The sequence below is a fragment of the Amycolatopsis sp. cmx-4-54 genome (genome assembly GCF_046548895.1).
In the GTDB taxonomy this organism is placed as follows: domain Bacteria; phylum Actinomycetota; class Actinomycetes; order Mycobacteriales; family Pseudonocardiaceae; genus Amycolatopsis.
In genome coordinates this window covers 110,300-129,863 of record NZ_JAEBEJ010000019.1, presented here as the reverse complement: position 1 = coordinate 129,863, position 19,564 = coordinate 110,300, and the positions used below count along the sequence as shown (strand labels likewise).

20 protein-coding genes are annotated in these 19,564 nt (G+C 69.0%); 9 read left to right on the top strand and 11 right to left on the bottom strand.

The features are described 5' to 3' along the window. Window positions 1-126: 126 nt before the first annotated feature. The gene (locus ACLJQ7_RS40305) at window positions 127-579 is read right to left on the bottom strand and encodes a winged helix-turn-helix transcriptional regulator (protein ID WP_410653451.1); all 453 of its coding nucleotides are present in this window, start codon (window positions 577-579) and stop codon (window positions 127-129) included. A gap of 67 nt (window positions 580-646) precedes the next feature. Here ACLJQ7_RS40305 and ACLJQ7_RS40300 point away from each other — a divergent pair, with 67 nt between their 5' ends. Further along, window positions 647-1,795: an MFS transporter gene (locus ACLJQ7_RS40300; protein ID WP_410653450.1), complete on the top strand. Its 1,149-nt coding sequence runs from the start codon at window positions 647-649 to the stop codon at window positions 1,793-1,795. On the opposite strand, the gene ACLJQ7_RS40295 is transcribed toward ACLJQ7_RS40300, so the two are convergent. Genes ACLJQ7_RS40295 through ACLJQ7_RS40280 form a run of 4 tightly spaced genes read right to left on the bottom strand, consistent with a single transcriptional unit; the run spans window position 1,773 to window position 5,409 of the window. Beyond that, complete coding sequence (locus tag ACLJQ7_RS40295) at window positions 1,773-2,924, bottom strand: acetyl-CoA C-acetyltransferase (RefSeq protein ID WP_410653449.1); 1,152 nt, start codon at window positions 2,922-2,924, stop codon at window positions 1,773-1,775. The genes ACLJQ7_RS40300 and ACLJQ7_RS40295 overlap by 23 nt on opposite strands. Beyond that, the gene (locus ACLJQ7_RS40290) at window positions 2,917-3,519 is read right to left on the bottom strand and encodes a TetR family transcriptional regulator (protein WP_410653459.1); all 603 of its coding nucleotides are present in this window, start codon (window positions 3,517-3,519) and stop codon (window positions 2,917-2,919) included. The genes ACLJQ7_RS40295 and ACLJQ7_RS40290 overlap by 8 nt, the downstream gene beginning before the upstream one ends. Window positions 3,520-3,526: 7 nt before the next feature. Next, window positions 3,527-4,294, bottom strand: coding sequence for an SDR family oxidoreductase (locus ACLJQ7_RS40285; RefSeq protein WP_410653448.1), 768 nt, complete (start codon window positions 4,292-4,294; stop codon window positions 3,527-3,529). After that, entirely contained in the window at window positions 4,291-5,409 is a 1,119-nt protein-coding gene (locus ACLJQ7_RS40280) for an acyl-CoA dehydrogenase family protein (protein WP_410653447.1), read from the bottom strand. The genes ACLJQ7_RS40285 and ACLJQ7_RS40280 overlap by 4 nt, the downstream gene beginning before the upstream one ends. Window positions 5,410-5,608: 199 nt before the next feature. Between ACLJQ7_RS40280 and ACLJQ7_RS40275 the strand changes: the two genes are divergently transcribed. From ACLJQ7_RS40275 to ACLJQ7_RS40250, 6 genes are read left to right on the top strand one after another with little or no spacing between them, the layout of a single operon-like run. Next, window positions 5,609-7,099 carry a FadD3 family acyl-CoA ligase gene (locus ACLJQ7_RS40275; RefSeq protein ID WP_410653446.1) on the top strand — a complete coding sequence of 497 codons (1,491 nt, stop codon included), beginning with the start codon at window positions 5,609-5,611 and terminating at the stop codon, window positions 7,097-7,099. Further along, window positions 7,096-7,932, top strand: a complete 837-nt coding sequence (locus tag ACLJQ7_RS40270) for an enoyl-CoA hydratase (protein ID WP_410653445.1) — start codon at window positions 7,096-7,098, stop codon at window positions 7,930-7,932. Before ACLJQ7_RS40275 ends, ACLJQ7_RS40270 begins: the two co-directional genes overlap by 4 nt. Next, window positions 7,929-9,062, top strand: coding sequence for an acyl-CoA dehydrogenase family protein (locus ACLJQ7_RS40265; protein ID WP_410653444.1), 1,134 nt, complete (start codon window positions 7,929-7,931; stop codon window positions 9,060-9,062). The genes ACLJQ7_RS40270 and ACLJQ7_RS40265 overlap by 4 nt, the downstream gene beginning before the upstream one ends. Continuing rightward, entirely contained in the window at window positions 9,059-9,988 is a 930-nt protein-coding gene (locus ACLJQ7_RS40260; RefSeq protein WP_410653443.1) for an acyl-CoA dehydrogenase family protein, read from the top strand. Before ACLJQ7_RS40265 ends, ACLJQ7_RS40260 begins: the two co-directional genes overlap by 4 nt. After that, the gene (locus tag ACLJQ7_RS40255) at window positions 9,985-10,956 is read left to right on the top strand and encodes an acyl-CoA dehydrogenase family protein (protein WP_410653442.1); all 972 of its coding nucleotides are present in this window, start codon (window positions 9,985-9,987) and stop codon (window positions 10,954-10,956) included. Before ACLJQ7_RS40260 ends, ACLJQ7_RS40255 begins: the two co-directional genes overlap by 4 nt. Before the next feature lie 49 nt (window positions 10,957-11,005). Beyond that, entirely contained in the window at window positions 11,006-11,368 is a 363-nt protein-coding gene (locus ACLJQ7_RS40250) for an HIT family protein (protein ID WP_410653441.1), read from the top strand. Here ACLJQ7_RS40250 and ACLJQ7_RS40245 read toward each other — a convergent pair. Continuing rightward, window positions 11,359-12,255, bottom strand: coding sequence for an RNA polymerase subunit sigma-70 (locus ACLJQ7_RS40245; RefSeq protein WP_410653440.1), 897 nt, complete (start codon window positions 12,253-12,255; stop codon window positions 11,359-11,361). The genes ACLJQ7_RS40250 and ACLJQ7_RS40245 overlap by 10 nt on opposite strands. An 88-nt stretch (window positions 12,256-12,343) precedes the next feature. Between ACLJQ7_RS40245 and ACLJQ7_RS40240 the strand changes: the two genes are divergently transcribed. Further along, window positions 12,344-12,712 carry a nuclear transport factor 2 family protein gene (locus ACLJQ7_RS40240; RefSeq protein ID WP_410653439.1) on the top strand — a complete coding sequence of 123 codons (369 nt, stop codon included), beginning with the start codon at window positions 12,344-12,346 and terminating at the stop codon, window positions 12,710-12,712. 919 nt (window positions 12,713-13,631) lie between these two features. On the opposite strand, the gene ACLJQ7_RS40235 is transcribed toward ACLJQ7_RS40240, so the two are convergent. After that, window positions 13,632-14,669: a DUF222 domain-containing protein gene (locus tag ACLJQ7_RS40235; protein WP_410653458.1), complete on the bottom strand. Its 1,038-nt coding sequence runs from the start codon at window positions 14,667-14,669 to the stop codon at window positions 13,632-13,634. 377 nt (window positions 14,670-15,046) lie between these two features. Between ACLJQ7_RS40235 and ACLJQ7_RS40230 the strand changes: the two genes are divergently transcribed. Continuing rightward, window positions 15,047-16,078 carry a fatty acid desaturase family protein gene (locus ACLJQ7_RS40230; RefSeq protein ID WP_410653438.1) on the top strand — a complete coding sequence of 344 codons (1,032 nt, stop codon included), beginning with the start codon at window positions 15,047-15,049 and terminating at the stop codon, window positions 16,076-16,078. Here ACLJQ7_RS40230 and hsaB read toward each other — a convergent pair. The 4 genes from hsaB to hsaA are packed head-to-tail and all read right to left on the bottom strand — an operon-like array spanning window position 16,044 to window position 19,535. Further along, the gene (gene hsaB, locus ACLJQ7_RS40225; RefSeq protein WP_410653437.1) at window positions 16,044-16,598 is read right to left on the bottom strand and encodes a 3-hydroxy-9,10-secoandrosta-1,3,5(10)-triene-9,17-dione monooxygenase reductase subunit; all 555 of its coding nucleotides are present in this window, start codon (window positions 16,596-16,598) and stop codon (window positions 16,044-16,046) included. The two genes, ACLJQ7_RS40230 and hsaB, sit on opposite strands and share 35 nt — an antisense overlap. Continuing rightward, the gene (gene hsaC / locus ACLJQ7_RS40220; RefSeq protein ID WP_410653436.1) at window positions 16,595-17,512 is read right to left on the bottom strand and encodes an iron-dependent extradiol dioxygenase HsaC; all 918 of its coding nucleotides are present in this window, start codon (window positions 17,510-17,512) and stop codon (window positions 16,595-16,597) included. Before hsaC ends, hsaB begins: the two co-directional genes overlap by 4 nt. Continuing rightward, entirely contained in the window at window positions 17,512-18,360 is an 849-nt protein-coding gene (hsaD, locus tag ACLJQ7_RS40215) for a 4,5:9,10-diseco-3-hydroxy-5,9,17-trioxoandrosta-1(10),2-diene-4-oate hydrolase (protein WP_410653435.1), read from the bottom strand. The genes hsaC and hsaD overlap by 1 nt, the downstream gene beginning before the upstream one ends. Beyond that, window positions 18,360-19,535 (bottom strand): 3-hydroxy-9,10-secoandrosta-1,3,5(10)-triene-9,17-dione monooxygenase oxygenase subunit, encoded by a 1,176-nt coding sequence (hsaA, locus tag ACLJQ7_RS40210; protein WP_410653434.1) that lies wholly within the window; start codon window positions 19,533-19,535, stop codon window positions 18,360-18,362. The genes hsaD and hsaA overlap by 1 nt, the downstream gene beginning before the upstream one ends. Window positions 19,536-19,564 lie beyond the last annotated feature (29 nt).

The following is a 19,564-nucleotide window of genomic DNA, read 5'->3' as shown; positions in this document are numbered from 1 at the left end:
GTTGCGAAAGCCACTTTCGCAACCTTCAACGTTGCGAAAGTGGCTTTCGCAACACCACCCTCCCGCAGCACCACAGCGGACCGCCGCAGCGCCATGACCTAGCGAGTGGCAGGGACAGTCCTAACCTCACGACGCAGGTGCCTTCACCACCACAGTGTCCTCCGGTCCGACGGCACGCCCGTCCGAAGCCCGGATCTCCAGCTCCCGCAACGGAAGCCCGCCGTCGCGGTCCACCAGTTCCGACCGCGGCTCTCCCTCGGCGAAGAAGTGCGCCTCCCCCCATTGCCGCAACGCGACGATCACCGGGAACAGGTCCCGCCCCTTCGGCGTCAGGACGTACTCGCTGTAGGCGCTCCCGTCCGAAGCCTGGACCAGGTCGAGCACGCCGTGTCCCACGAGCGCCCGCAGCCGCGCGGACAGGATGTTCTTCGCGACGCCGAGGCTGCGCTGGAACTCCCCGAAGCGGCGGACGCCGTCGAAGGCGTCGCGCACGATCAGGAGTGACCACCAGTCGCCGATCGTGTCGACCGAGCGCGCCACCGGGCACGAAGCCTCGTCGAACGTCGTCCGCTTCACCATGGTTGCATCTTACAACCGTGATGGCCTACCGTCCGATGGTAGCAACTTGAAACCATCTGGAGGGTCAGTGCACCGCGGTGTCGTCCTGTTGTTCGCCGTGGCCGCCGGGACGGCCGTCGCCACGATCTACTTCGCCCAGCCGTTGCTCGTCACGATGGGCGCCGAACTCGGCATCGCCACGTCGACCGTCGGCGGCATCGTCACGCTCACGCAGCTCGGCTACGGCCTCGGCCTGTTCCTGCTGGTCCCGCTCGGTGACCTGCTCGACCGGCGGCGGCTGGTCACCGGTCAGCTGGCCCTGCTGGCGATCGCCGAACTCGTCGCCGCGACCGCCGCGAACGGTGTGGTGCTGTTCGCCGGGATGGCGGCGATGGGCGTGCTCGCGGTCGTCACGCAACTCCTGGTCGCGTTCGCCGCGTCGCTGGCGGAGCCTGCCGAACGCGGACGCGTGGTCGGCCTCGTGACGACCGGCGTCGTCCTCGGGATCCTGCTCGCGCGCACGGTGTCCGGCGCGCTGGCCGATCTCGCCGGCTGGCGCGCGGTGTACGTCGTATCCGCGGCCGTCACCGTGCTGATCGCGATCTTGCTGTACCGGGTACTTCCCGCCACCGCCGGCGGAAAGCCCACGAGCTATGGGCGGCTGCTGCGTTCCACGTGGTCGCTTTTCGCCGAGGAGCCCGTCTTCCGGACGCGCGGCACGCTCGCACTGCTGATCTTCGCCGCGTTCGGCACCTTGTGGAGCTCGGTCGCCTTGCCGCTCAGCGAGGACGGCCTGTCGCATACCGCCATCGGCGCCTTCGGGTTGGCCGGGGCCGCGGGTGCGCTGGCGGCGGCGCCCGCCGGACGGCTCGCCGATCGCGGCCGCGCGCGGTGGACGACCGGCCTGGCGCTGGGCCTGCTCGTCCTTTCCTGGATACCGCTGGGTTTCACCCGCTCGTCACTGTGGGCGCTGGCGGCGGGCGCGATCCTGCTCGACCTCGCCGTCCAGGCCGTGCACGTCACGAGCCAGACCCTGATCTACCCGTTGCGGCCGGACGCCGGCAGCAGGCTGATCGGCGGGTACATGATCTTCTACTCGGTCGGCAGCGGCCTGGGCGCCATCGGCTCGACCGCCGTCTACGCCGTCGCGGGCTGGACCGGCGTCTGCCTGCTCGGTGCGGCGTTCAGCGCGGCGGCGCTCATTGTATGGACCGTCAGAGACGCTCGACGATCGTGACGTTCGCCGTTCCGCCGCCCTCACACATCGTCTGCAATCCGTAACGCCCGCCCCGCCGCTCGAGTTCGTGCAGCAGGGTCGCGAACAGTTTCGTGCCGGTCGCCCCGATGGGATGACCGAGCGCGATCCCGCCACCGTTGACGTTGACGCGGTCCGGATCGGCGCCCGTCTCCTCGATCCACGCCAGGACGACACTCGCGAACGCCTCGTTCACCTCGAACAGGTCGATGTCGTCGATGCTCAGCCCGGTCTTCCGCAACGCGTGCGCGGTCGCCGGGATGGGCCCGGTCAGCATCCACACCGGATCGGCCGCCCGCACGGAAAGGTGATGGATCCGGGCGCGCGGGGTGAGACCGTGGGCCTCGACGAACTTCTCCGACGCGATGAGCGTCGCGCTGGCGCCGTCCGAGATCTGGCTGGCCACGGCCGCGGTGATCCGCGAACCCTCGCTCAGCGGTTTCAGCCCGGCCATCCGTTCCCTGCTGGTGTCGCGCCTGGGCCCCTCGTCCAGGGCGGCACCGCCGAACGGTGCGGTCTCGGCGGCGAACCGGCCTTCGTCGATGGCCGCGATCGCCCGCTGATGACTGCGGAAGGCGTACTCCTCCATCGCCTCACGGGTCAGGTCCCAGTGTTCGGCGATCATGTCGGCGCTGCGGAACTGCGAGACCTCGACGCTGCCGTACCGCTCCTGCCAGCCCTTCGAACCGGAGAAGGGATCGTCGAAGCCGTACTCGCGTCCGGCCAGCATCGCCGCGCTGATCGGGATGGCGCTCATGTTCTGCACGCCGCCGGCGAGGACGAGATCCATCGTGCCGGACAGCACCGCCTGCGCGGCGAAGTGCACGGCCTGCTGGCTCGAACCGCACTGCCGGTCGATCGTCACGCCCGGTACGTGGTGCCCGAAGCCCGCCGCGAGCCACGCCGTGCGTGCGATGTTCCCGGACTGCGGCCCGAGCGTGTCGCAGCAGCCGAGGATGACGTCGTCGACCAGGTCGGCCTCGACGCCCGCGCGTTCGACGACGGCCCGGATGACGTGGGCGCCGAGGTCGGCGGGATGCACGCCGCTGAGCGCTCCCCCGCGTTTGCCGACCGGGGTCCGAACCGCGTCGAGAACATAGGCTTCACCCACGGCGCCTCCTTTTGGTCGCGATGCCGTCCAGCAGGATCCCGAGGTACTGCTGCGCGACGTCGTCCGCGCTCAGCGTGCCGCCGGGGTTGTACCAGCGCACCGCCACCCAGACGGTGTCGCGGATGAACCGGTAGGTGAGTTCGACGTCGAGGTCCTCGCGGAACACGCCCGCCGCGATGCCGTCGGTGAGGATCCCGTTCCACAGCTTGCGGAATTCGGTGTTGCGGTCGTTGAGGTAGTCGAAGCGCGGCAACTGCATCAGATGCTTCGCCTCGGACTGGTAGATCGCCACCTCGGCGGGCCGCCGGTGGATGGTTTCGAAAGACGCCACGACGACGGCTTCGAGGGTTTCCCTCGGGCCTTTCCCTTCCGCGACGATCTCGGCGTAGGCACCGAAGAGTTCATCGAGGAATCCGGTGAGGATCTCGTCGGCCATCGACTCCTTCGAGTCGAAGTGGTGGTAGAGACTGCCGGACAGGATGCCCGCCGCGTCCGCGATGTCCCGCACGGTGGTGGAGACGTAACCGCGCTCGGCGAACAGCTTCGCCGCCAGGGCGAGCAGTTCGGCGCGGCGGGACCCTGGACTGGCTTTCATTACTACCTCACGCATGCTGGGAACTCACGGACACGACCTCGCCGGTGAGGTACGACGAGTACTCACTGGCGAGGAACACCATCACATTCGCCACTTCCCAGGGTTCCGCCGCCCTCCCCGACACCTCGCGCGCGGTGAGTTCGGTGAGCAGTTCCTCGCTGGTCACCTTGGCCAGGAACGGATGCATCGCCAGGCTCGGCGCGACGGCGTTGACCCGGATGCCGTGTTCGGCGACGTCCACGGCCGCGCATCGGGTGAGCGCCATGACCCCCGCCTTCGCGGCCGCGTAATGCGCCTGCCCGGCCTGCGCGCGCCACCCGATCACGGACGCGTTGTTGACGATCACCCCGCCGTCGCCTTGGGCGATGAACCGGTTCACCGCGGCCCGCGTCGCGCGGAACGTGCCGTTGAGGGTCACGTCGATGACCCGCGCCCATTCGTCGTCCCCCATGTCCACAATGGACTTGGTGCCCCCGAGCCCGGCATTGTTGATCAACACGTCGACCCGGCCGTAGTGCGCGGCCGCCCCGTCGATGAGCGCCCGCACCTGATCTTCTTGCGTGACGTCGCAGGGAATCGCGTGGACGTCACCGAGTTCGGCCGCCTTCTCGCCGAGCCGCCGCTCGTGCCAGTCGCTGATCACGACGCGGGCGCCTTCCTCAAGCGCGCGTTTCGCCACCGCGGAACCGATCCCGGTGCCGGCCGCCGCCGTCACCACGACCACCTTGTCCCGCAGGAGATTCGCCCCCTCGGGGTACTTCGGCACCGGGATCACGGTCGTACCTCCCTCGGCAGGCCGAGCACTCGCTCGGCGATGACGTTGCGCTGGATTTCGTTGGAGCCGCCGTAAATCGTGTCGGCGCGAGTGAAGAGGAAGAGCCGCTGCCACGCGTCGAGCCCGTCTTCCGCGAGCATGCCCCGGGCGCCGCGGACGAGCATCGCCAGCTCTCCCAGGTCGCGGTGCCAGTTCGCCCAGACCAGTTTGGACACTTCCGCCACGCCGGGCGACGAGTCGCCGAGGGTGCGGATCGCCTGCGCCCGCATGACCTCCAGGCCGACCCAGGCGCGGTCGATCCGTTCGGCGATCACCGGGTCGTCCGGCGCGATGCTGGTGAGTTCTTCGAGTTCCCGGCGAAAGCCGACCTGCTGCCCGAGCGTCGCGACGCCGCGCTCGAACGCGAGCGTGCCCATGGCCACCCGCCAGCCGTCGCCGGGTTCGCCGACGACGAGATCCTTCGCCGTGCGGGCACCGTCGAAGAAGACTTCGTTGAACTCCGAAGTCCCGGTCAGCTGCTGGATCGGCCGGACCGCGACGCCGGGCTGCCGCATCGGAACGAGCAAATAGGACAGTCCTTTGTGGCGTTTCGAACCGGGTTCGGTGCGGGCCAGCACGAAACACCAGTCGGCGACGTGCGCGAGCGACGTCCACACCTTCTGTCCGTTCAGCACCCACTCGTCGCCTTCGAGGGTCGCGGTGGTCGACACGGCGGCGAGGTCGGATCCGGCTCCGGGTTCGGAATAGCCCTGGCACCACAGTTCCTCGACGGCCACGATCGGCGGCAAGAACCGCTTTTGCTGCTCCGGCGTGCCGAAGGCGATCAGGGTCGGGCCGAGGAGTTCCTGCGCCAGGTGACTGACTCTCGCCGGGGCACCCGCTCGCGCGTACTCCTCGTGGAAGACGACCTGCTGTTCCAGCGTCGCGCCCTGGCCGCCGTGTTCGACCGGCCAGCCGACGCAGGTCCAGCCGGCCGCGGCGAGCCGCCGCTCCCATTCCACGCGTTCGCCGAAGGCCTCGTGCTCCCGTCCGGGACCGCCCAAACCGCGCAGTTCCGGCGGCAGGTTGTCCGCCAGCCAGGTGCACACACGGTCACGGAAACCGTCTTGGGCCACGCCTGCCTCCTCTAGCCAAACCAGAGCCTGCTGCGTAGGCTACCCTACCAAGCACTTGCTAGGGAGGTAGAGTTCAGACTCCGCGGCACCCAGGTGACACCAGAGCGCACGCCCCTCCAAGAAGTGGGTTTTGCGCCCGGCCAGCCCTGGCGACACGATCGCGGACGCGCGCAGACTGGCGGACAACAGGGAGACTTCGATGACTGAAGGAACCATCCCGGCGGCGCTCGAAAGGGCCGCGGAGCGCTTCGCCGCGCGGGAAGCGCTGGTCGACGGCGAAGTCCGGCTCACCTATGCCGAGCTCGCGCGCCGCGTGCGCCAGGCGGCGCGGTTCTTCGAGGGCCACGAACGAGTCGGCATCTGCTCCCCCAACACCTGGCACTGGGTCGTCGCCGGGCTCGGCGCGCTGTACGCCGGAGCGACGCTGATCCCGGTCAACACCCGCTTCACCGCCCGCGAGACCATCGACGTCCTCGAGCGCGCGAAGGTTTCCGCCCTGGCGATCACCGGCACGTTCCTCGGCACGGATCGGCTGGCGGAGCTCGGCTCTTCCCGCCCCGGCACCGTCTTGCGCATCCCCGTCGAAGGCGCCGAAGTACCCTTCGACGGCGTCTCGGAGTGGGACGCCCTCACCGGCCTCGACAGCGACTTCGTCAGTCCCGCGAAACCGGACGACGTCAGCGACATCCTCTTCACCTCCGGGACCACCGGCCGCAGCAAGGGCGCGATGAGCAGTCACCGGCAGGCGCTGAGCGTCGCCGAAGCCTGGGGCGAGTGCGGTGGCCTGACCGAGGAAGACCGCTACCTCGTCATCAACCCGTTCTTCCACAGCTTCGGTTACAAGGCGGGGATCCTCGCGGCCATCCTGCGCGGCGCGACGATCCTGCCGCAGCGCACCTTCGAGGTCCGGGAAACTCTGCACCTCGTCGAAGCCGAGCGGATCACCGTGCTCCCCGGCGCGCCGACGATCTACCAGGTCCTGCTGGACGCGCCCGAACGCGGGAACCACGACCTGTCCAGCCTCCGGCTCGCCGTCACCGGGGCGGCGACGGTGCCGGTCGCCTTGGTCGAGCGAATGCGGACGGAGCTGGGTTTCGACACGGTGCTCACCGCGTACGGGCTCACCGAGGCCGTGGTGGCCACGATGTCCCGCCCCGAAGACGACGCGAACCTGGTGGCGCACTTCTCCGGCCGCGCGACAGCGGGCTTCGAGGTGAAACTCGGCGAGTACGGCGAGGTCCTGCTGCGCGGGCCGAACGTGATGCTCGGCTACCTCGACGATCCGGACGCCACCGCGGAAGCCATCGACACCGAAGGCTGGTTGCACACCGGCGACGTCGGCGTGCTCAACGAGCGCGGCTACCTGCGGATCGTCGACCGGATCAAGGACATGTACGTCTGCAAGGGTTTCAACGTGTACCCGGCCGAGATCGAGCAGGCGCTCGGCTGGCTGGACGGCGTGGCGGAGTCCGCGGTGATCGGTGTTCCGGACGCGGTGTACGGCGAGGCGGGCAAGGCCTACATCCGCCTTCGCCCCGGCGCCGAAGTGTCCACTGCGGACGTCCTGGCGCACTGCAAAGCCAATCTGGCCAACTACAAGCTCCCCCGGTACATCGAGTTCGTGGCGGAGCTTCCACGGAATCTGTCGGGGAAGGTGCTGAAACGCGTGTTGCGGGAGGAGAACGGATGACCGTCGAGTACGAGCGACGCGGGCCGGTGGCCGTCGTCACGATGAACCGGCCGGAGTACCGGAACGCGCAGAACTCGGCGATGACCTACGCGCTCGACGCCGCGTTCACCCGCGCCGTCGACGATCCCGAGGTCAAGGTGATCGTGCTGGCCGGCGCCGGGAAGCATTTCTCCGCCGGGCACGACATCGGAACTCCGGAGCGCGACGTGGACGTCTCGTTCGAGCGCAAGGCGGTCCTGTGGTGGGACCATGTCGGTGCCGAAGGCGGAGACCAGCGGTTCGCCCGCGAATCCGAGGTCTACCTCGGCATGTGCCGTCGGTGGCGCGAAATCCCGAAGCCGACCATCGCGAGTGTGCAGGGCGCGTGCATCGCGGGCGCGCTGATGCTGGCGTGGGTATGCGACATGATCGTCGCCTCCGACGACGCGTTCTTCGCCGATCCCGTGGTGCGCATGGGGATTCCCGGTGTCGAGTACTTCGCGCACCCCTGGGTCCTCGGTCCGCGCGCGGCCAAGGAGGTACTGTTCACCGGTGAGCGCTTCACGGCGCAGCAGGCCAAGGAATGGGGCATGCTGAACCGCGTCGTCCCGCGCGCCGACCTCGAAGCGGAAACGATGGCGCTGGCGGAGAAGATCGCGGTGATGCCGCGAATGGGGCTCGCGCTCGCCAAGAAGGCCGTGAACCAGGCGGAAGACCTGATGGGGCTCCGGTCCGGAATGGACTCCGTGTTCGGGCTGCACCACTTCGCGCACGCGCACAACGCCGAGGTTTCCGGCGGCGACTCGCTGGGCGGGCAGGACGCGCGCTCGATGCGGGACGCGAGTTCACGATGAACCTCGACCTGGATGAGCAGACACTCGCCTTCCGCGACGAAGCCCGTGCCTGGCTCGCCGCGAATGTTCCCGCCGAGCCGCTGAAGTCGTTCGACACCGCCGAAGGGTTCGCGCAGCACCGCGAGTGGGAGGCGAAGCTGGCCGACGCCCGGTGGTCCGTCGTCTCGTGGCCGCGCGAGTTCGGCGGGCGGGACGCGAGCCTGCTGGAGTGGGTGCTGTTCGAGGAGGAGTACTACGCGGCGGGTGCGCCGTTGCGAGTCAACCAGAACGGCATCTTCATGCTCGCGCCGACGTTGTTCTCCCATGGCACGGAAGAACAGCAGCGCCGCATCCTGCCGAAAATGGCGCGCTCCGAAGAGGTCTGGGCGCAGGCGTGGTCGGAACCCGAGGCGGGCAGCGACATCGCGGCCCTGCGGAGCACCGCGGCCCGCTGTGACGGCGGCTGGCGGGTCAGCGGGCAGAAGACGTGGAGCTCGCGGGCGACGTTCGCCGATCGCGCGTTCGGCCTGTTCCGCAGCGACCCGGACTCGGTGCGGCACAAGGGACTCACCTATCTGATGGTGGACCTGCGGGCCGAGGGCGTCACCGTGCGGCCGATCCCCCAGCTGGACGGCGAGCCGGGGTTCGCCGAGATCTTCTTCGACGACGTCTTCGTCCCCGACGAGGACGTCATCGGCGCGCCCGGCGAGGGTTGGCGGGTCGCGATGACGACCGCGAACAACGAACGCGGCCTGTCGTTGCGCAGCCCCGGCCGGTTCCTCGCCGCGGCCGATCGGCTGGTCTCGCTCTGGTACGACGCCGGGCGTCCGGCGCACACCACGGACCGGGTCGCCGACGCGTGGATCGGAGCGCGGGCCTATCAGCTGTACACCTTGGGCACGGTCACCCGGCTTTCCGAAGGTGCCGAGCTCGGCCCGGAATCGAGTGTCAACAAGCTGTTCTGGTCGCACCTCGACGTCGCGCTGCACGAAACGGCGCTCGACATCCTCGGCCCGGACGCCGAACTGCGGGGCGCCTGGAGCGACGGCTGGCTGTTCTCCCTGGCCGGGCCGATCTACGGCGGGACCGACCAGATCCAGCGGTCCATCGTCGCCGAACGGCTGCTCGGCCTGCCGAAGGGGGCTCGATGAGGTTCGTACTCTCCGGCGAGCAGGAGCAGTTCTCCCGCAGCTTGCACGACCTTCTGTCCGGTGTGGACACTGACTCGGCCAACCGGTCTTGGGCGTCGGGCGATCACGGGCCCGGTCTCAAGATCTGGCGGCGGCTGGCGGAACTCGGCGTGACCTCGCTGTCGGTGCCCGAGAAGTTCGACGGTCTCGGCGCGACGCCGGTGGATCTGGCCGTCGGCTTCGAACGACTCGGCTACCACTGCGTTCCCGGGCCGTGGACCGACACCGTGGCCGTCCTGCCCTCCCTGCTCGACGATGAACTGCTGACGTCGGTCGCGTCCGGTGAGACGCTGGCGTCGGTGGCCTTCGCTCCACATGTGCCGTACGCCCTGGATTCCGACGTCGCGGACGCGCGGCTCTCTGTCGAGAACGGCAGGCTTCGCGCGTTCACTCCCGGCTCACTTCTGTCCTCTGTGGACGGATCGCGCCGGTTGTTCCCACCCGTGGCCGGGGACGATCTCGGGACGGCGCTCGACGCGGAGCGCGCGTTCGAACTGGGTTGCCTCGCCACCGCGGCGCAACTCCTCGGCGCGGGACGCTGGCTGCTCGACACGTCGGTCGCGTACGCCGGGCAACGCAAGCAGTACGGCCGTGAGATCGGCGGGTACCAGGCGGTCAAACACCTGCTCGCCGATGTCGCGACCGGGCTCGCGCTGGCCGGACCGCTGCTGTTCGGCGCGGCCGTCACGCTGGACCGGCGCGACGTCTCGGCGGCCAAAGTGGCGTGCGGCGACGCCGCGCATCTCGCCGCCCGGACCGGGCTGCAGGTGCACGGCGCGATCGGGTACACCGCGGAACACGCGCTCGGCCTGCGGTTGACCCGGGTCCGCGCGCTGGTCGGCGCCTGGGGCACGCCGCGGTTCCACCGGGAGCGGGTGCTGTCATGACGTTCACCGACGAGCAGGACGCGCTGCGCGACAGCGTGCGGAAACTGCTGGACCGGGAAGCGGATCCCTGGCCGGAACTGTGCGAGCAGATCGGGGTGGCGGCGTTGGCCGTTCCCGAGCGGTTCGGCGGGCTCGGCGCCGGGACGGCGGAGCTGCAGGTGGTCGCCGAAGAACTGGGCAGGGTCCTCGCCGACGTCCCCTTCCTCGGCTCGGCCGTGCTCGCCGTGCACGCCGTCCTGGCCACGGGCAACGACGAGGCGTGCGAACGGCTGCTCCCCCGCCTCGCCGAAGGTGTCGTCGGCGCGGTGGCCTGGACCGATGCCGAAGGTTCCTGGAGTGAGCCTGCCTGCCGCGTCGTCGACTCCGCGGTGGAGGGTGAGGCGCACTACGTCCTCCACGGCGACGAGGCCGAGATCCTGCTGGTCCTGGCCGATGGTGCCCTGTACGAAGTCACCGATGCGCGACGAGAGCGGACTCCGGCGATGGACGAAACGCGGCGACTGGCCAAGGTTCGTTTCGACGGTGTCCCCGCCCGGCTGATCGGCCCGGTCGACCTCGGCGCGCTTCGCGACGTCGCGTGCGCCGTTCTGGCCGCCGAACAGGCCGGGGCCGCTGCGCGGGCGTTCGAGTTGACGGTGGAGTACAGCAAGCAGCGGCATCAGTTCGGCAGGCCGATCGGCGGATTCCAGGCGTTGAAGCATCGGATGGCGGATCTCCACGTCCTGGTGGAGACCGCGCGCTCGGCGGCTTACGCGGCTCCGGAGTCGAGCAGGCTGGCCGCCGTGGCGAAGGTGCACTGCTCGGAGGCGCTGGCGACGGTGGCGGGCGAGATGATCCAGTTGCACGGCGGGATCGCGATCACCTGGGAGCATCCGGCGCACCGCTATTTCAAGCGGGCGCATGGCGCGGCGCACCTGTTCGGCTCGCCCGGAGAGCACCTCGGACGGGTGCGGCCGCCGTTATCGTGAGCCGGCGGAGTGCGCGATCTGTGCCAAGCACCGTGGCGAAGGCCCGCTGGTGGGACCGGTCGTCTGGGCGAGCGGCACGGTCGTCGTGTCGCACCGGCCCGGCGACTTCCCCGGTTATCTGTTCGTCGAGACCCGGCGGCATGTGGCGGCGCTGGACGAGCTGACCTCGGACGAGGTCTCGGCGGTTTCGCGGGCGGCCTGGTGCGCGGCCCGGGGCCTGCGCGCGGAACTGGCTCCGGAACACGTGTTCTCCGCCGTCGCCGGGCGGAGTGTCGCGCATTTCCATCAGCACGTGTTCGTACGGCATCAGGGAACACCCGACGAGATCGGGTGGATGGACGGTCCTTCGTGGGCGGGTGCGCCGGTCACCGACATCGCCATGCTCTGCCACCGACTGGCGGGCTACTTCTGATCCAGGAACCGGGTGATGGCGCGGATACGGTCACCGTCGAGGGTGAGGACCATCAGTCCGGCCGGTGTCTCACCGTGACGGCAGACGAAGGCGGGCTGGTTGTTGGCCCGTGTCGGGGTCATGGTGAAACCCTCCACGGGAACGGCCATGGTGACGCGGAGGAAGCCCGCGATCGCTTCGAGGCCGTGGTACTCGTGCGGTGCCGGCGGCATGGCGAGCCACGCGTCATCGGTGAGCAGGCTGAGGACGCCGTCGAGGTCGCCCGCGGTGAACGCGTCGGCGAATCGCCTGGTCAGCTCGCGTTCCTGCGGTGAGGGGCAGTGCGCTGTGCGGGCTCGATGCTTGTCGAGGGAGGCACGGGCGCGCTGAAGGATGCCTTTGACCGCCGTCTCGGTGGTGCCGAGCATGCTCGCGACCTCCACGGCGGGGAAGCACAGGACGTCACGCAGGACGAGCGCGGCGGCTTGCCTCGGCGGGAGGAGCTGGAGCCCAGTGATGAAGGCGAGCTCGATCGCCTCCTTGGTGCTGTAGCGCGCTTCGGGGCCGGGCTCGCTGTCGGGGAGTTCGTCCGGATACGGCTGTAGCCAGGTCACTTCACTGCGGCGGCTCGGCTCCGGCGGGTCGAACGGCGGCACCGGTTCGGATGGGCGACGGCGACCCGCGTCCCTCAGGGCGTTGAGGCAGCGGTTGGTGGCGATGCGGTACAGCCAGGTGCGGAGCGACGAGCGGCCCTCGAAGCCGTCGAGGCTCTTCCAAGCGGCGAGGAGCGTCTCCTGGACGGCATCCTCGGCGTCGGTGAGGGAGCCGAGGATCCGGTAACAGTGCAGGTGGAGCTCATGCCGGTACGTGTCGCTGAGCTCGCGAAACGTCCGTTCGTCCGTGCCCATGAGCCGATCGTGTCATTTTCGCGGCGCACCGTTCCGTTCGGGGCGCGGGTGGTGTCTGACGGGGCGAAGACCGACGAAAGGAACCACCATGACCAGTCCCGCCTTGGATGTCGCGCTCTCCTACCACCACGCGTGGACGGGCAAGGACTTCGAGAAGGCGATCACCTACGTCGCCGACGACATCGTCTGCCACACGCCGGGCGGACCGCTTTCCGGCGCGGAGGCGTTTCGCGGGTTCATGGGCCCGTTCACCGAGATCCTGACCGGCTCGACCCTGCTTTCGGCGTTCGGGGACGAGACGACCGCGTTGCTGATGTACGACACGGCGACCCTGCCGGTGGCGAGTGCGCCCGGGGCCGAGCTGCTGACGGTGCGGGAGGGGAAGATCGTGGAGTTGCGGATCGTCTTCGACCGGGCTCCTTTCGATGCGGCTCGGGAGGCTGCCGCGAAGGGGTAGGACACATCGTCGCCGCCGGTGTGGCGCGTGAAGGACTCCTTCCCTCGGCTCAGCGAAGGGAAGGGGGCCTTCACGCGCATGGTTTCCGGGGCGGGCGTGGGGTCGCTGGCTGGTGTGGAGCCTGTGGTTTCAGAGTCGCATGGTCCCGGACGGGGCCTGGGTGTGCGGGGGGGCGCCGCCTGGGGTGCCTGTCTGCCCCTTAGTTGCTAGCGGGACGGGGTCTGGGCGCTGGTGCGACGACGTGGGCGCTGGGCGTGGCCACTGTGGGTCTCGACCGGGCGGGCTCTGGGGCGCGCTGGGGCGCACGTCCGAGTGGCCGCAGGACCGTGCCCACCGCGGAGGTCCCGACCGGGCGGGGCTTTGGGCGCACCGGGCCACGACGAGGGGCACATCCCGAGCAGCCGCAGGACGTGCCCACCGCGCAGACCCGACCGGGCTGGCCCTGGGCGCGCCAGTGCCACGACGAGACACGCATCCGAGTGGCCGCAAGACATGCGCACCGCGGGACCCGACCAGACGAGCCTGCGCGCGCTGGTGCCACGACGCGGCGCACGTCCGAGCAGCCGCGAGACATGCCCACCGCGGAGATCCCGACCGGGCGGGCCCTGGGCGCACCGGGGCCACGACGAGACACCCGTCCAAGCGACCGCAAGACCGTGCCCACCGCGGGGAGCCGACCGGGCGGGACTGGACGCGCCAGTGCCGCCACGAGGCGCACGTCCGAGCGGCCGCGGCACCGTGCCCACCGCCGGAGACCCGACCAGACGGGCCCTGGGCGCACCGGGGCCACGACGAGACACCCGTCCAAGCGACCGCAAGACCGTGCCCACCGCGGGAAACCCGACCAGACGAGCCTGCGCGCGTCAGTGCCACCGCCCGGTGTATTCCCGGGTGGCTCCACGGCGTGTGTCTGCGCCCGCTAGAAGGGTGGGGTGTCGTCGTCGGGTTGGGGTCGTGGGTCGTGGAGTGGTTCTGGGGTGGTGGTGTAGGTGTGGCCGGTGGGGGTGGTGATGGTCGTGCCGCCGTTGCCGGTGGGGGTGGTGGTCCAGCCGGGTTCTTCTTTGAGGTGGTTGTGGATGGTGCAGGCGGCGTGGCAGTTGTGGTGGTCGGTGTTGCCGTTGCGTGCCCAGGTGGTGATGTGGTCGATTTCGGAGAACTCGGCGGGGCGGTGGCAGCCGGGGTGGGTGCATTCGCGGTCGCGGGCTTTGATCAGGCGGGCGAGTGAGGCTGGGGATCGGTAGGTGCCGGGGCTGGCTTCGAGGAGTTGTCCGGTGGCGGGGTCGGTGATCAGCCGGGAGCACGTGGAGGTGGGGTCGGCGGCGATCTCTTGGGCGAGCCAGCCGGGAATGGGCCCGTAGCCGGCCAAGTCGGCGGGACCGTTCCGGGCGCCGGTGAGGGTCAGCACGTCGACATAGACATGGATGTGTGCCCGGGGTGTGCCGTGGCCGTCCTCGGCCAGCAGCCGTTCGGCGAAGATGTCGGCCCGGTGCTGATCCAGCGTCCGGGACGTGTCATTCCTGCGGCGTGCCTTGGCCGCCTGGCTCAGTGACGCGTAAATCGAACTCGCGACCTCGGCCGGGAGCCAGCCCGACAGTTTCGACATGGTCTCGTCCTCGTGTTCCAGCGACACATGCCGTAACGCGCGTTTGGCCACGGCGCGTTCCCGGTAGCCGTCGGGATCGAACTTCTGCACCGCGTGATCCACCGATTTCCGGATCGCGGCGGGGTCACGACCGGCCAGCCGCGTGGCCATCCAGGCGTCCACCTGGGCGGCGACCTCGTCGGACACCTCCCGGGTCAACTGGGTGACCTTCGACGCCTTGTACAGGTCGATGTCGCCGTTCTCCAGCGCGGCCAGCGTGTTCGGCAACCGCGCCACCAGCGCACACGAGGTTTCGACCAGCAGATACGCCTGATTGCGGGAGACCGAGAAGGCCAACGCGACCTCCTCGGTCACCGATCTTCGCGAACCACCCACCCCGGCGAACCCCGCCAGCGAACGCACCTGCCGCCCCTGCGCCCGACGCAACACAACCTCCTCGTCCAATGCGGCATCCAGAAGACGAGCAGCTTTCGGATTAAAAGCACAAGATGTGGTCATAACCAAGATCATACTCGAACATGAGTTCGACCACCAGGAATGGAGCGGCGACCGAGCAAAAAAACCGAAAAGGGCTATCGCCGCTGAGCGAAGGCATTCCGACGCCGGACGCTCGCTACTCGCCGACGCGACCCACAGAACGGACCGCTCACCCCAAGGTAGGGCCAACCCCCGCACCAACCCACCGGCGCACCGCATTCACCCCACCTCCACCCCCGACGAGACTCACAACGGTGACCGCAAACCTCCGCACAGGCAGCGATTTCGCCCGCCTGTCCCGCCGCGTCAGCGAAGCGGGCCTCCTCGACCGCCGTCCCGGCTACTACGTCTTCCGCATCGGCCTGGTCGCCACCCTCTTCGTCTCCGGCTGGATCGCCTTCTTCGCGATCGGGGATTCCTGGTGGCAACTGGGGATCGCCGTCTTCCAGGCGGTGATGTTCGGCCAGATCGCGTTGCTGTCGCACGATCTCGCGCACCGGCAGGTGTTCCGCACCCGCCGTCCGAGCGAGATCGCCGGGCGGATCGCGGGGAACCTCGGCGTCGGCATGAGTTACGGCTGGTGGATGGACAAGCACACCCGCCACCACGCCAACCCGAACCACGAGGACCTCGACCCCGACGTCGATCCGGACATCCTCGTGTGGTCGAAGGCCCAGGCCCGTGCCAGCAAGGGACTCCCCCGGTTCATCGGCCGCTACCAAGCGTTCCTGTTCTTCCCGTTGCTCACCCTCGAAGGCCTGAACCTGCACTTCTCCGGGATTCGCGCGGTCGCGAAGCCGGGCCTCCGGCGGCGCGGTCTCGAAGCGGCCTTGCTGATGGCACACTTCGTGCTCTACTTCAGCGCCCTGCTCGTGGTCCTCTCCCCCGGCAAGGCGCTCGTCTTCTTCATCGTCCACAAAGCACTGTGGGGCGTCTACATGGGATCGATCTTCGCGCCCAACCACAAGGGCATGCCGATCCTGTCCGGTGACACCGAACTCGACTTCCTCCGCAAGCAGGTGCTCACGTCTCGCAACGTCCGCGGCGGCCGGATCGTCGACGTCGCGCTCGGCGGGCTCAACTACCAGATCGAGCACCATCTGTTCCCGAGCATGCCGTCACCGCATCTTCGCCGGGCCCGGCCCATCGTCCAGCGGTATTGCGACGAGATCGGCGTCCCGTATCATGAGACCGGGCTCATCGAGTCGTACTCGCTGGCGTTGCGCAGCCTGCACGACGCCGGCGAGCCGATCAGAGCCAATCGTCAGGACGCGGCCAGGGCATGAGCGTGGCGAGCGCGTCCGTCACCGGTTCGGTCACCGTGTACTGTCCGCGATGGAACAGCAATGGCCGATCGTCGGACGGTTCCCCGAGCGCGGTGACCCTGCCGACGACGACGTAGTGGTCGCCCGCCTCGTGCGCGGCTTCGAGCGTGCAGTCGATCCACGTCAGAGCCCCGGCCAGCAAAGGGGATCCGGACGGGGCGGGGGTCCAGTCGACCGACGCGAACTTGTCCGCGCCCCGCGCGCCGAACACCGCGCTGACCTCTTGCTGGTCCTCGGCGAGCACGTTGACGGCGAACCGGCCGGACTCGGCGAGTACCGCCCACGTCCGGGAACTCTTGGCAGGGCAGAAGAGCACCAGCGGCGGATCCAGCGAAAGCGCCGCGAACGACTGGCACGCGAAGCCCACCGGCGCCGTGCCGTCGTGCCCGGTCACCACCGCGACGCCGGTGCAGAAATGCCCGAGCACCGTCCGGAACCGCGCCGGATCGATATCCGCGCCGAGGTCCGTCACCGGGGTCACGACTGCCCTGATACTCGAGGTGCGCCGACAGAAAAGTCGTGTCCCCACAAGGAGACCGCCGTACTCTCTCGGGCGATCCAGCTCTCGTCGTCCACTTGACGCCCCTCACAGCCGTATTCGACGTCGAAACCGCCGGGGGTCTTCATGTAGAACGAGAGCATCAGATCGTTGACGTGCCGCCCGAGGGTCGCCGACATCGGCACCTTACGGCGGATGGCCCGGTCGAGGCAGAGGCCGACGTCATCGGTGTTCTCCACTTCGACCATGAGGTGCACGATGCCGCTGGGTGTCGGCATCGGGAGGAACGCGAGACTGTGGTGCCGCGGGTTGCAGCCGAAGAACCGCAGCCACGCCGGAGCACCGTCCGCGGGCCTGCCGACCATCTGCGGCGGCAGCTTCATCGAGTCCCGTAGCCGGAACCCGAGCACGTCACGGTAGAAGCGCAGCGAAGCGTCATCGTCGTGTGTGGACAGTACGACGTGCCCGAGTCCCTGCTCACCGGTGACGAACTTGTGCCCGTACGGGCTTACCACGCGCCGGTGTTGCAACGCGACACCGTGGAACACTTCGAGCGTGTTGCCCGATGGGTCCTCAAAGGACACCAGGCCGTCGACCCGGCGATCGGCCAGCTGATCCGGAGTACCTTCCTTGTACGGCACCGAGTGCGCGTCGAGCGAAGCCCGGATCTCGTCGAGTTCGCCGGCATTGGCGACCTCCCAGCCCGCCACGGCGAGCCGGTCGTGCTCACCGGGGAAGATCACGAGCCGCGCCGGGAAATCGTCCATGCGCAGGTAGAGCGCTTCCGGATGCGTGCCGGAGCCCTCGACCATGCCGAGGACCTTCAGCCCGTATTCGCGCCACGCGGCCATGTCGGTGGCTTCGATGCGGAGGTAGGCGAGCGATCGGATACCCATCAGGAGGCTCCCAGGAAGTCGAGTGCCAGCCGGTTGAACTCGTCGAACTTCTCCAGCTGCGCCCAGTGCCCGCAGCCGCCGAACACGTGCAGCTGGGCACGCGGGATCGTCTTGAGCGCGAGCAGCGCGCCGTCGAGCGGATTGACCCGGTCTTCCCGGCCCCAGATGAGCAGCACCCGCTGACGCAGGCGATGCGCCTCACGCCACAGCATGCCCTCTTCATAGGTGTCGGGCCGGGCGAACGACTTGCCCATCGCCTTCATCGCCGCCAGGGACTCCGGCGCGCTCGCGGCGGCGAACCGCTCGTCGATCAGTTCGTCGGTGATCAGCGACTGGTCGTGCACCATGATCCGCAGGAAGGCTTCGAGTTTCTCGCGGCTCGGGCCCGGCGGAGCGCTGAACCGGCCGAGGTTCTTGATGCCTTCCGTGGGATCCGGCGCGAACAGGTTCACGCTCAGCCCGCCCGGTCCCATCAGGACGAGACGTCCGGCGCGCTTCGGATGGTTGAGCGCGAGCCGCACGGAAGCCCCGCCGCCGAGCGAGTTCCCGACGAAATGCGCCCGCTCGATGCCGAGTTCGTCCATGAGCCCGACCACGGCGTCCGCGCTGTGGCGGAAGTACTGTGGGTGCTCGGTCGGTTTGTCCGACCGGCCGAACCCGGGCTGGTCGATCGCCAGTGTCCGGTAGCTCTTGCCGAACACCGGCAGATTGCGACCGAAGTTGCTCCACGCCGACGCACCGGGACCTCCGCCGTGCAGCAGGATCACCGTCTCCTGGTGCTCCGCGCCCGCCTCGTGGTAATGCAGCTTGAGTCCATCTTGGACGGTGACGTACTTGCCTTCGGTCATCAGACCATCGCATTCTCGACGGGCAGCCCGAAGGCGCCGGTTCCGAACATGACGTAGGCGCGCTCGGCGTCGTTCGCCGCGTGCACCCGGCCGGCGTGGGCGTCGCGCCAGAACCGTTGAATGGGAGTGCCGGTTTTCAACGCCCGGCCGCCGGAGTTCTCGAAAAGCCGGTCGATCGCGAAGATCGCGCGTTCGGTACCGCGGACCTGGTCCCGGCGCACCCGCAGCCGCGTGGGGAACGGCAGCTTCTCCCCCTTGCACGCCAGCTGGTAGAGCTCGTCGATGTTGTGCGTCAGCTGGAGCCAGGCCGCGTCGATCTCGCTCGCCGCCTCGGCGATCCGCACCTTGGCGAACGGGTCCTCTTTGGACTGTTCACCGGCGTACGCGGCGCGGACGCGCTTACCCTGGTACTCGACGTGCGCGTCGTAGGCGCCTTGCGCCATCCCGATGATCGGCGCGGTGATCGTGCTCGGATGCACCGAACCGTACGGAAGTTTGTACAGCGGCCCGGGGTTGATCTCCTGTCCGGGCGTCTTGCACTTCGACGTCGCGATGAAGCTGAGCGCGCGATGCTTCGGCACGAAGACGTCGTTCACGATGATGTCGTTGGAGCCGGTGCCGCGCAGGCCCACGGTGTCCCAGACGTCCTCGATCGTGTAGTCGGAGATCGGCACCAGGTAGGTGCAGAAGTCGACCGGCTTGCCGCCGGAGAACACCGGCCCGCCCAGCAGCACCCAGGTCGCGTGGTCGCAACCGGACGAGAAGCTCCAGCGCCCGCTGAGCCGGTAGCCGCCGTCGACGACGTCCGCCTTGCCCATCGGCGCGTACGACGAGGAGATCCGGACGTCGCTGTCGTCACCCCAGACGTCCTGCTGCGCCTGCGCCTCGAACAGGCCGAGGTGCCACGGGTGGACGCCGAGGATGGAGGCGACCCAGCCCGTGGACCCGCACGCGCTCGCGACGAGTTTGACCGCGGTGTAGAAACTCACCGGGTCGGCTTCGAGGCCACCGAACGTCTTCGGCTGCAGCAGCTTGAAGAACCCGGTCTCCTGCAGGGATTTGACGGACTCCTCGGGAACGCGCCTGGCGTCCTCCGCCTCCTGCGCCCGCTCCCGCAGGACCGGGAGCAGCTCCCGGATCCCCGCGATCACGTCCTGCGCGGCGTGCTCGCTCATATGCGTTCCCTCTCTCGCCGTACTCGGTG

Bases quoted from the DNA above. Each gene is read 5' to 3' on its own strand.
- ACLJQ7_RS40260 (WP_410653443.1), top strand. From the start codon at position 9,059: ATGAGGTTCGTACTCTCCGGCGAGCAGGAGCAGTTCTCCCGCAGCTTG.
- ACLJQ7_RS40290 (WP_410653459.1), bottom strand. From the start codon at position 3,519: ATGAAAGCCAGTCCAGGGTCCCGCCGCGCCGAACTGCTCGCCCTGGCG.
- ACLJQ7_RS40265 (WP_410653444.1), top strand. From the start codon at position 7,929: ATGAACCTCGACCTGGATGAGCAGACACTCGCCTTCCGCGACGAAGCC.
- ACLJQ7_RS40270 (WP_410653445.1), top strand. From the start codon at position 7,096: ATGACCGTCGAGTACGAGCGACGCGGGCCGGTGGCCGTCGTCACGATG.
- ACLJQ7_RS40255 (WP_410653442.1), top strand. From the start codon at position 9,985: ATGACGTTCACCGACGAGCAGGACGCGCTGCGCGACAGCGTGCGGAAA.
- hsaD (WP_410653435.1), bottom strand. From the start codon at position 18,360: ATGACCGAAGGCAAGTACGTCACCGTCCAAGATGGACTCAAGCTGCAT.
- ACLJQ7_RS40240 (WP_410653439.1), top strand. From the start codon at position 12,344: ATGACCAGTCCCGCCTTGGATGTCGCGCTCTCCTACCACCACGCGTGG.
- hsaA (WP_410653434.1), bottom strand. From the start codon at position 19,535: ATGAGCGAGCACGCCGCGCAGGACGTGATCGCGGGGATCCGGGAGCTG.
- ACLJQ7_RS40275 (WP_410653446.1), top strand. From the start codon at position 5,609: ATGACTGAAGGAACCATCCCGGCGGCGCTCGAAAGGGCCGCGGAGCGC.
- ACLJQ7_RS40305 (WP_410653451.1), bottom strand. From the start codon at position 579: ATGGTGAAGCGGACGACGTTCGACGAGGCTTCGTGCCCGGTGGCGCGC.
- hsaC (WP_410653436.1), bottom strand. From the start codon at position 17,512: ATGGGTATCCGATCGCTCGCCTACCTCCGCATCGAAGCCACCGACATG.
- ACLJQ7_RS40245 (WP_410653440.1), bottom strand. From the start codon at position 12,255: ATGGGCACGGACGAACGGACGTTTCGCGAGCTCAGCGACACGTACCGG.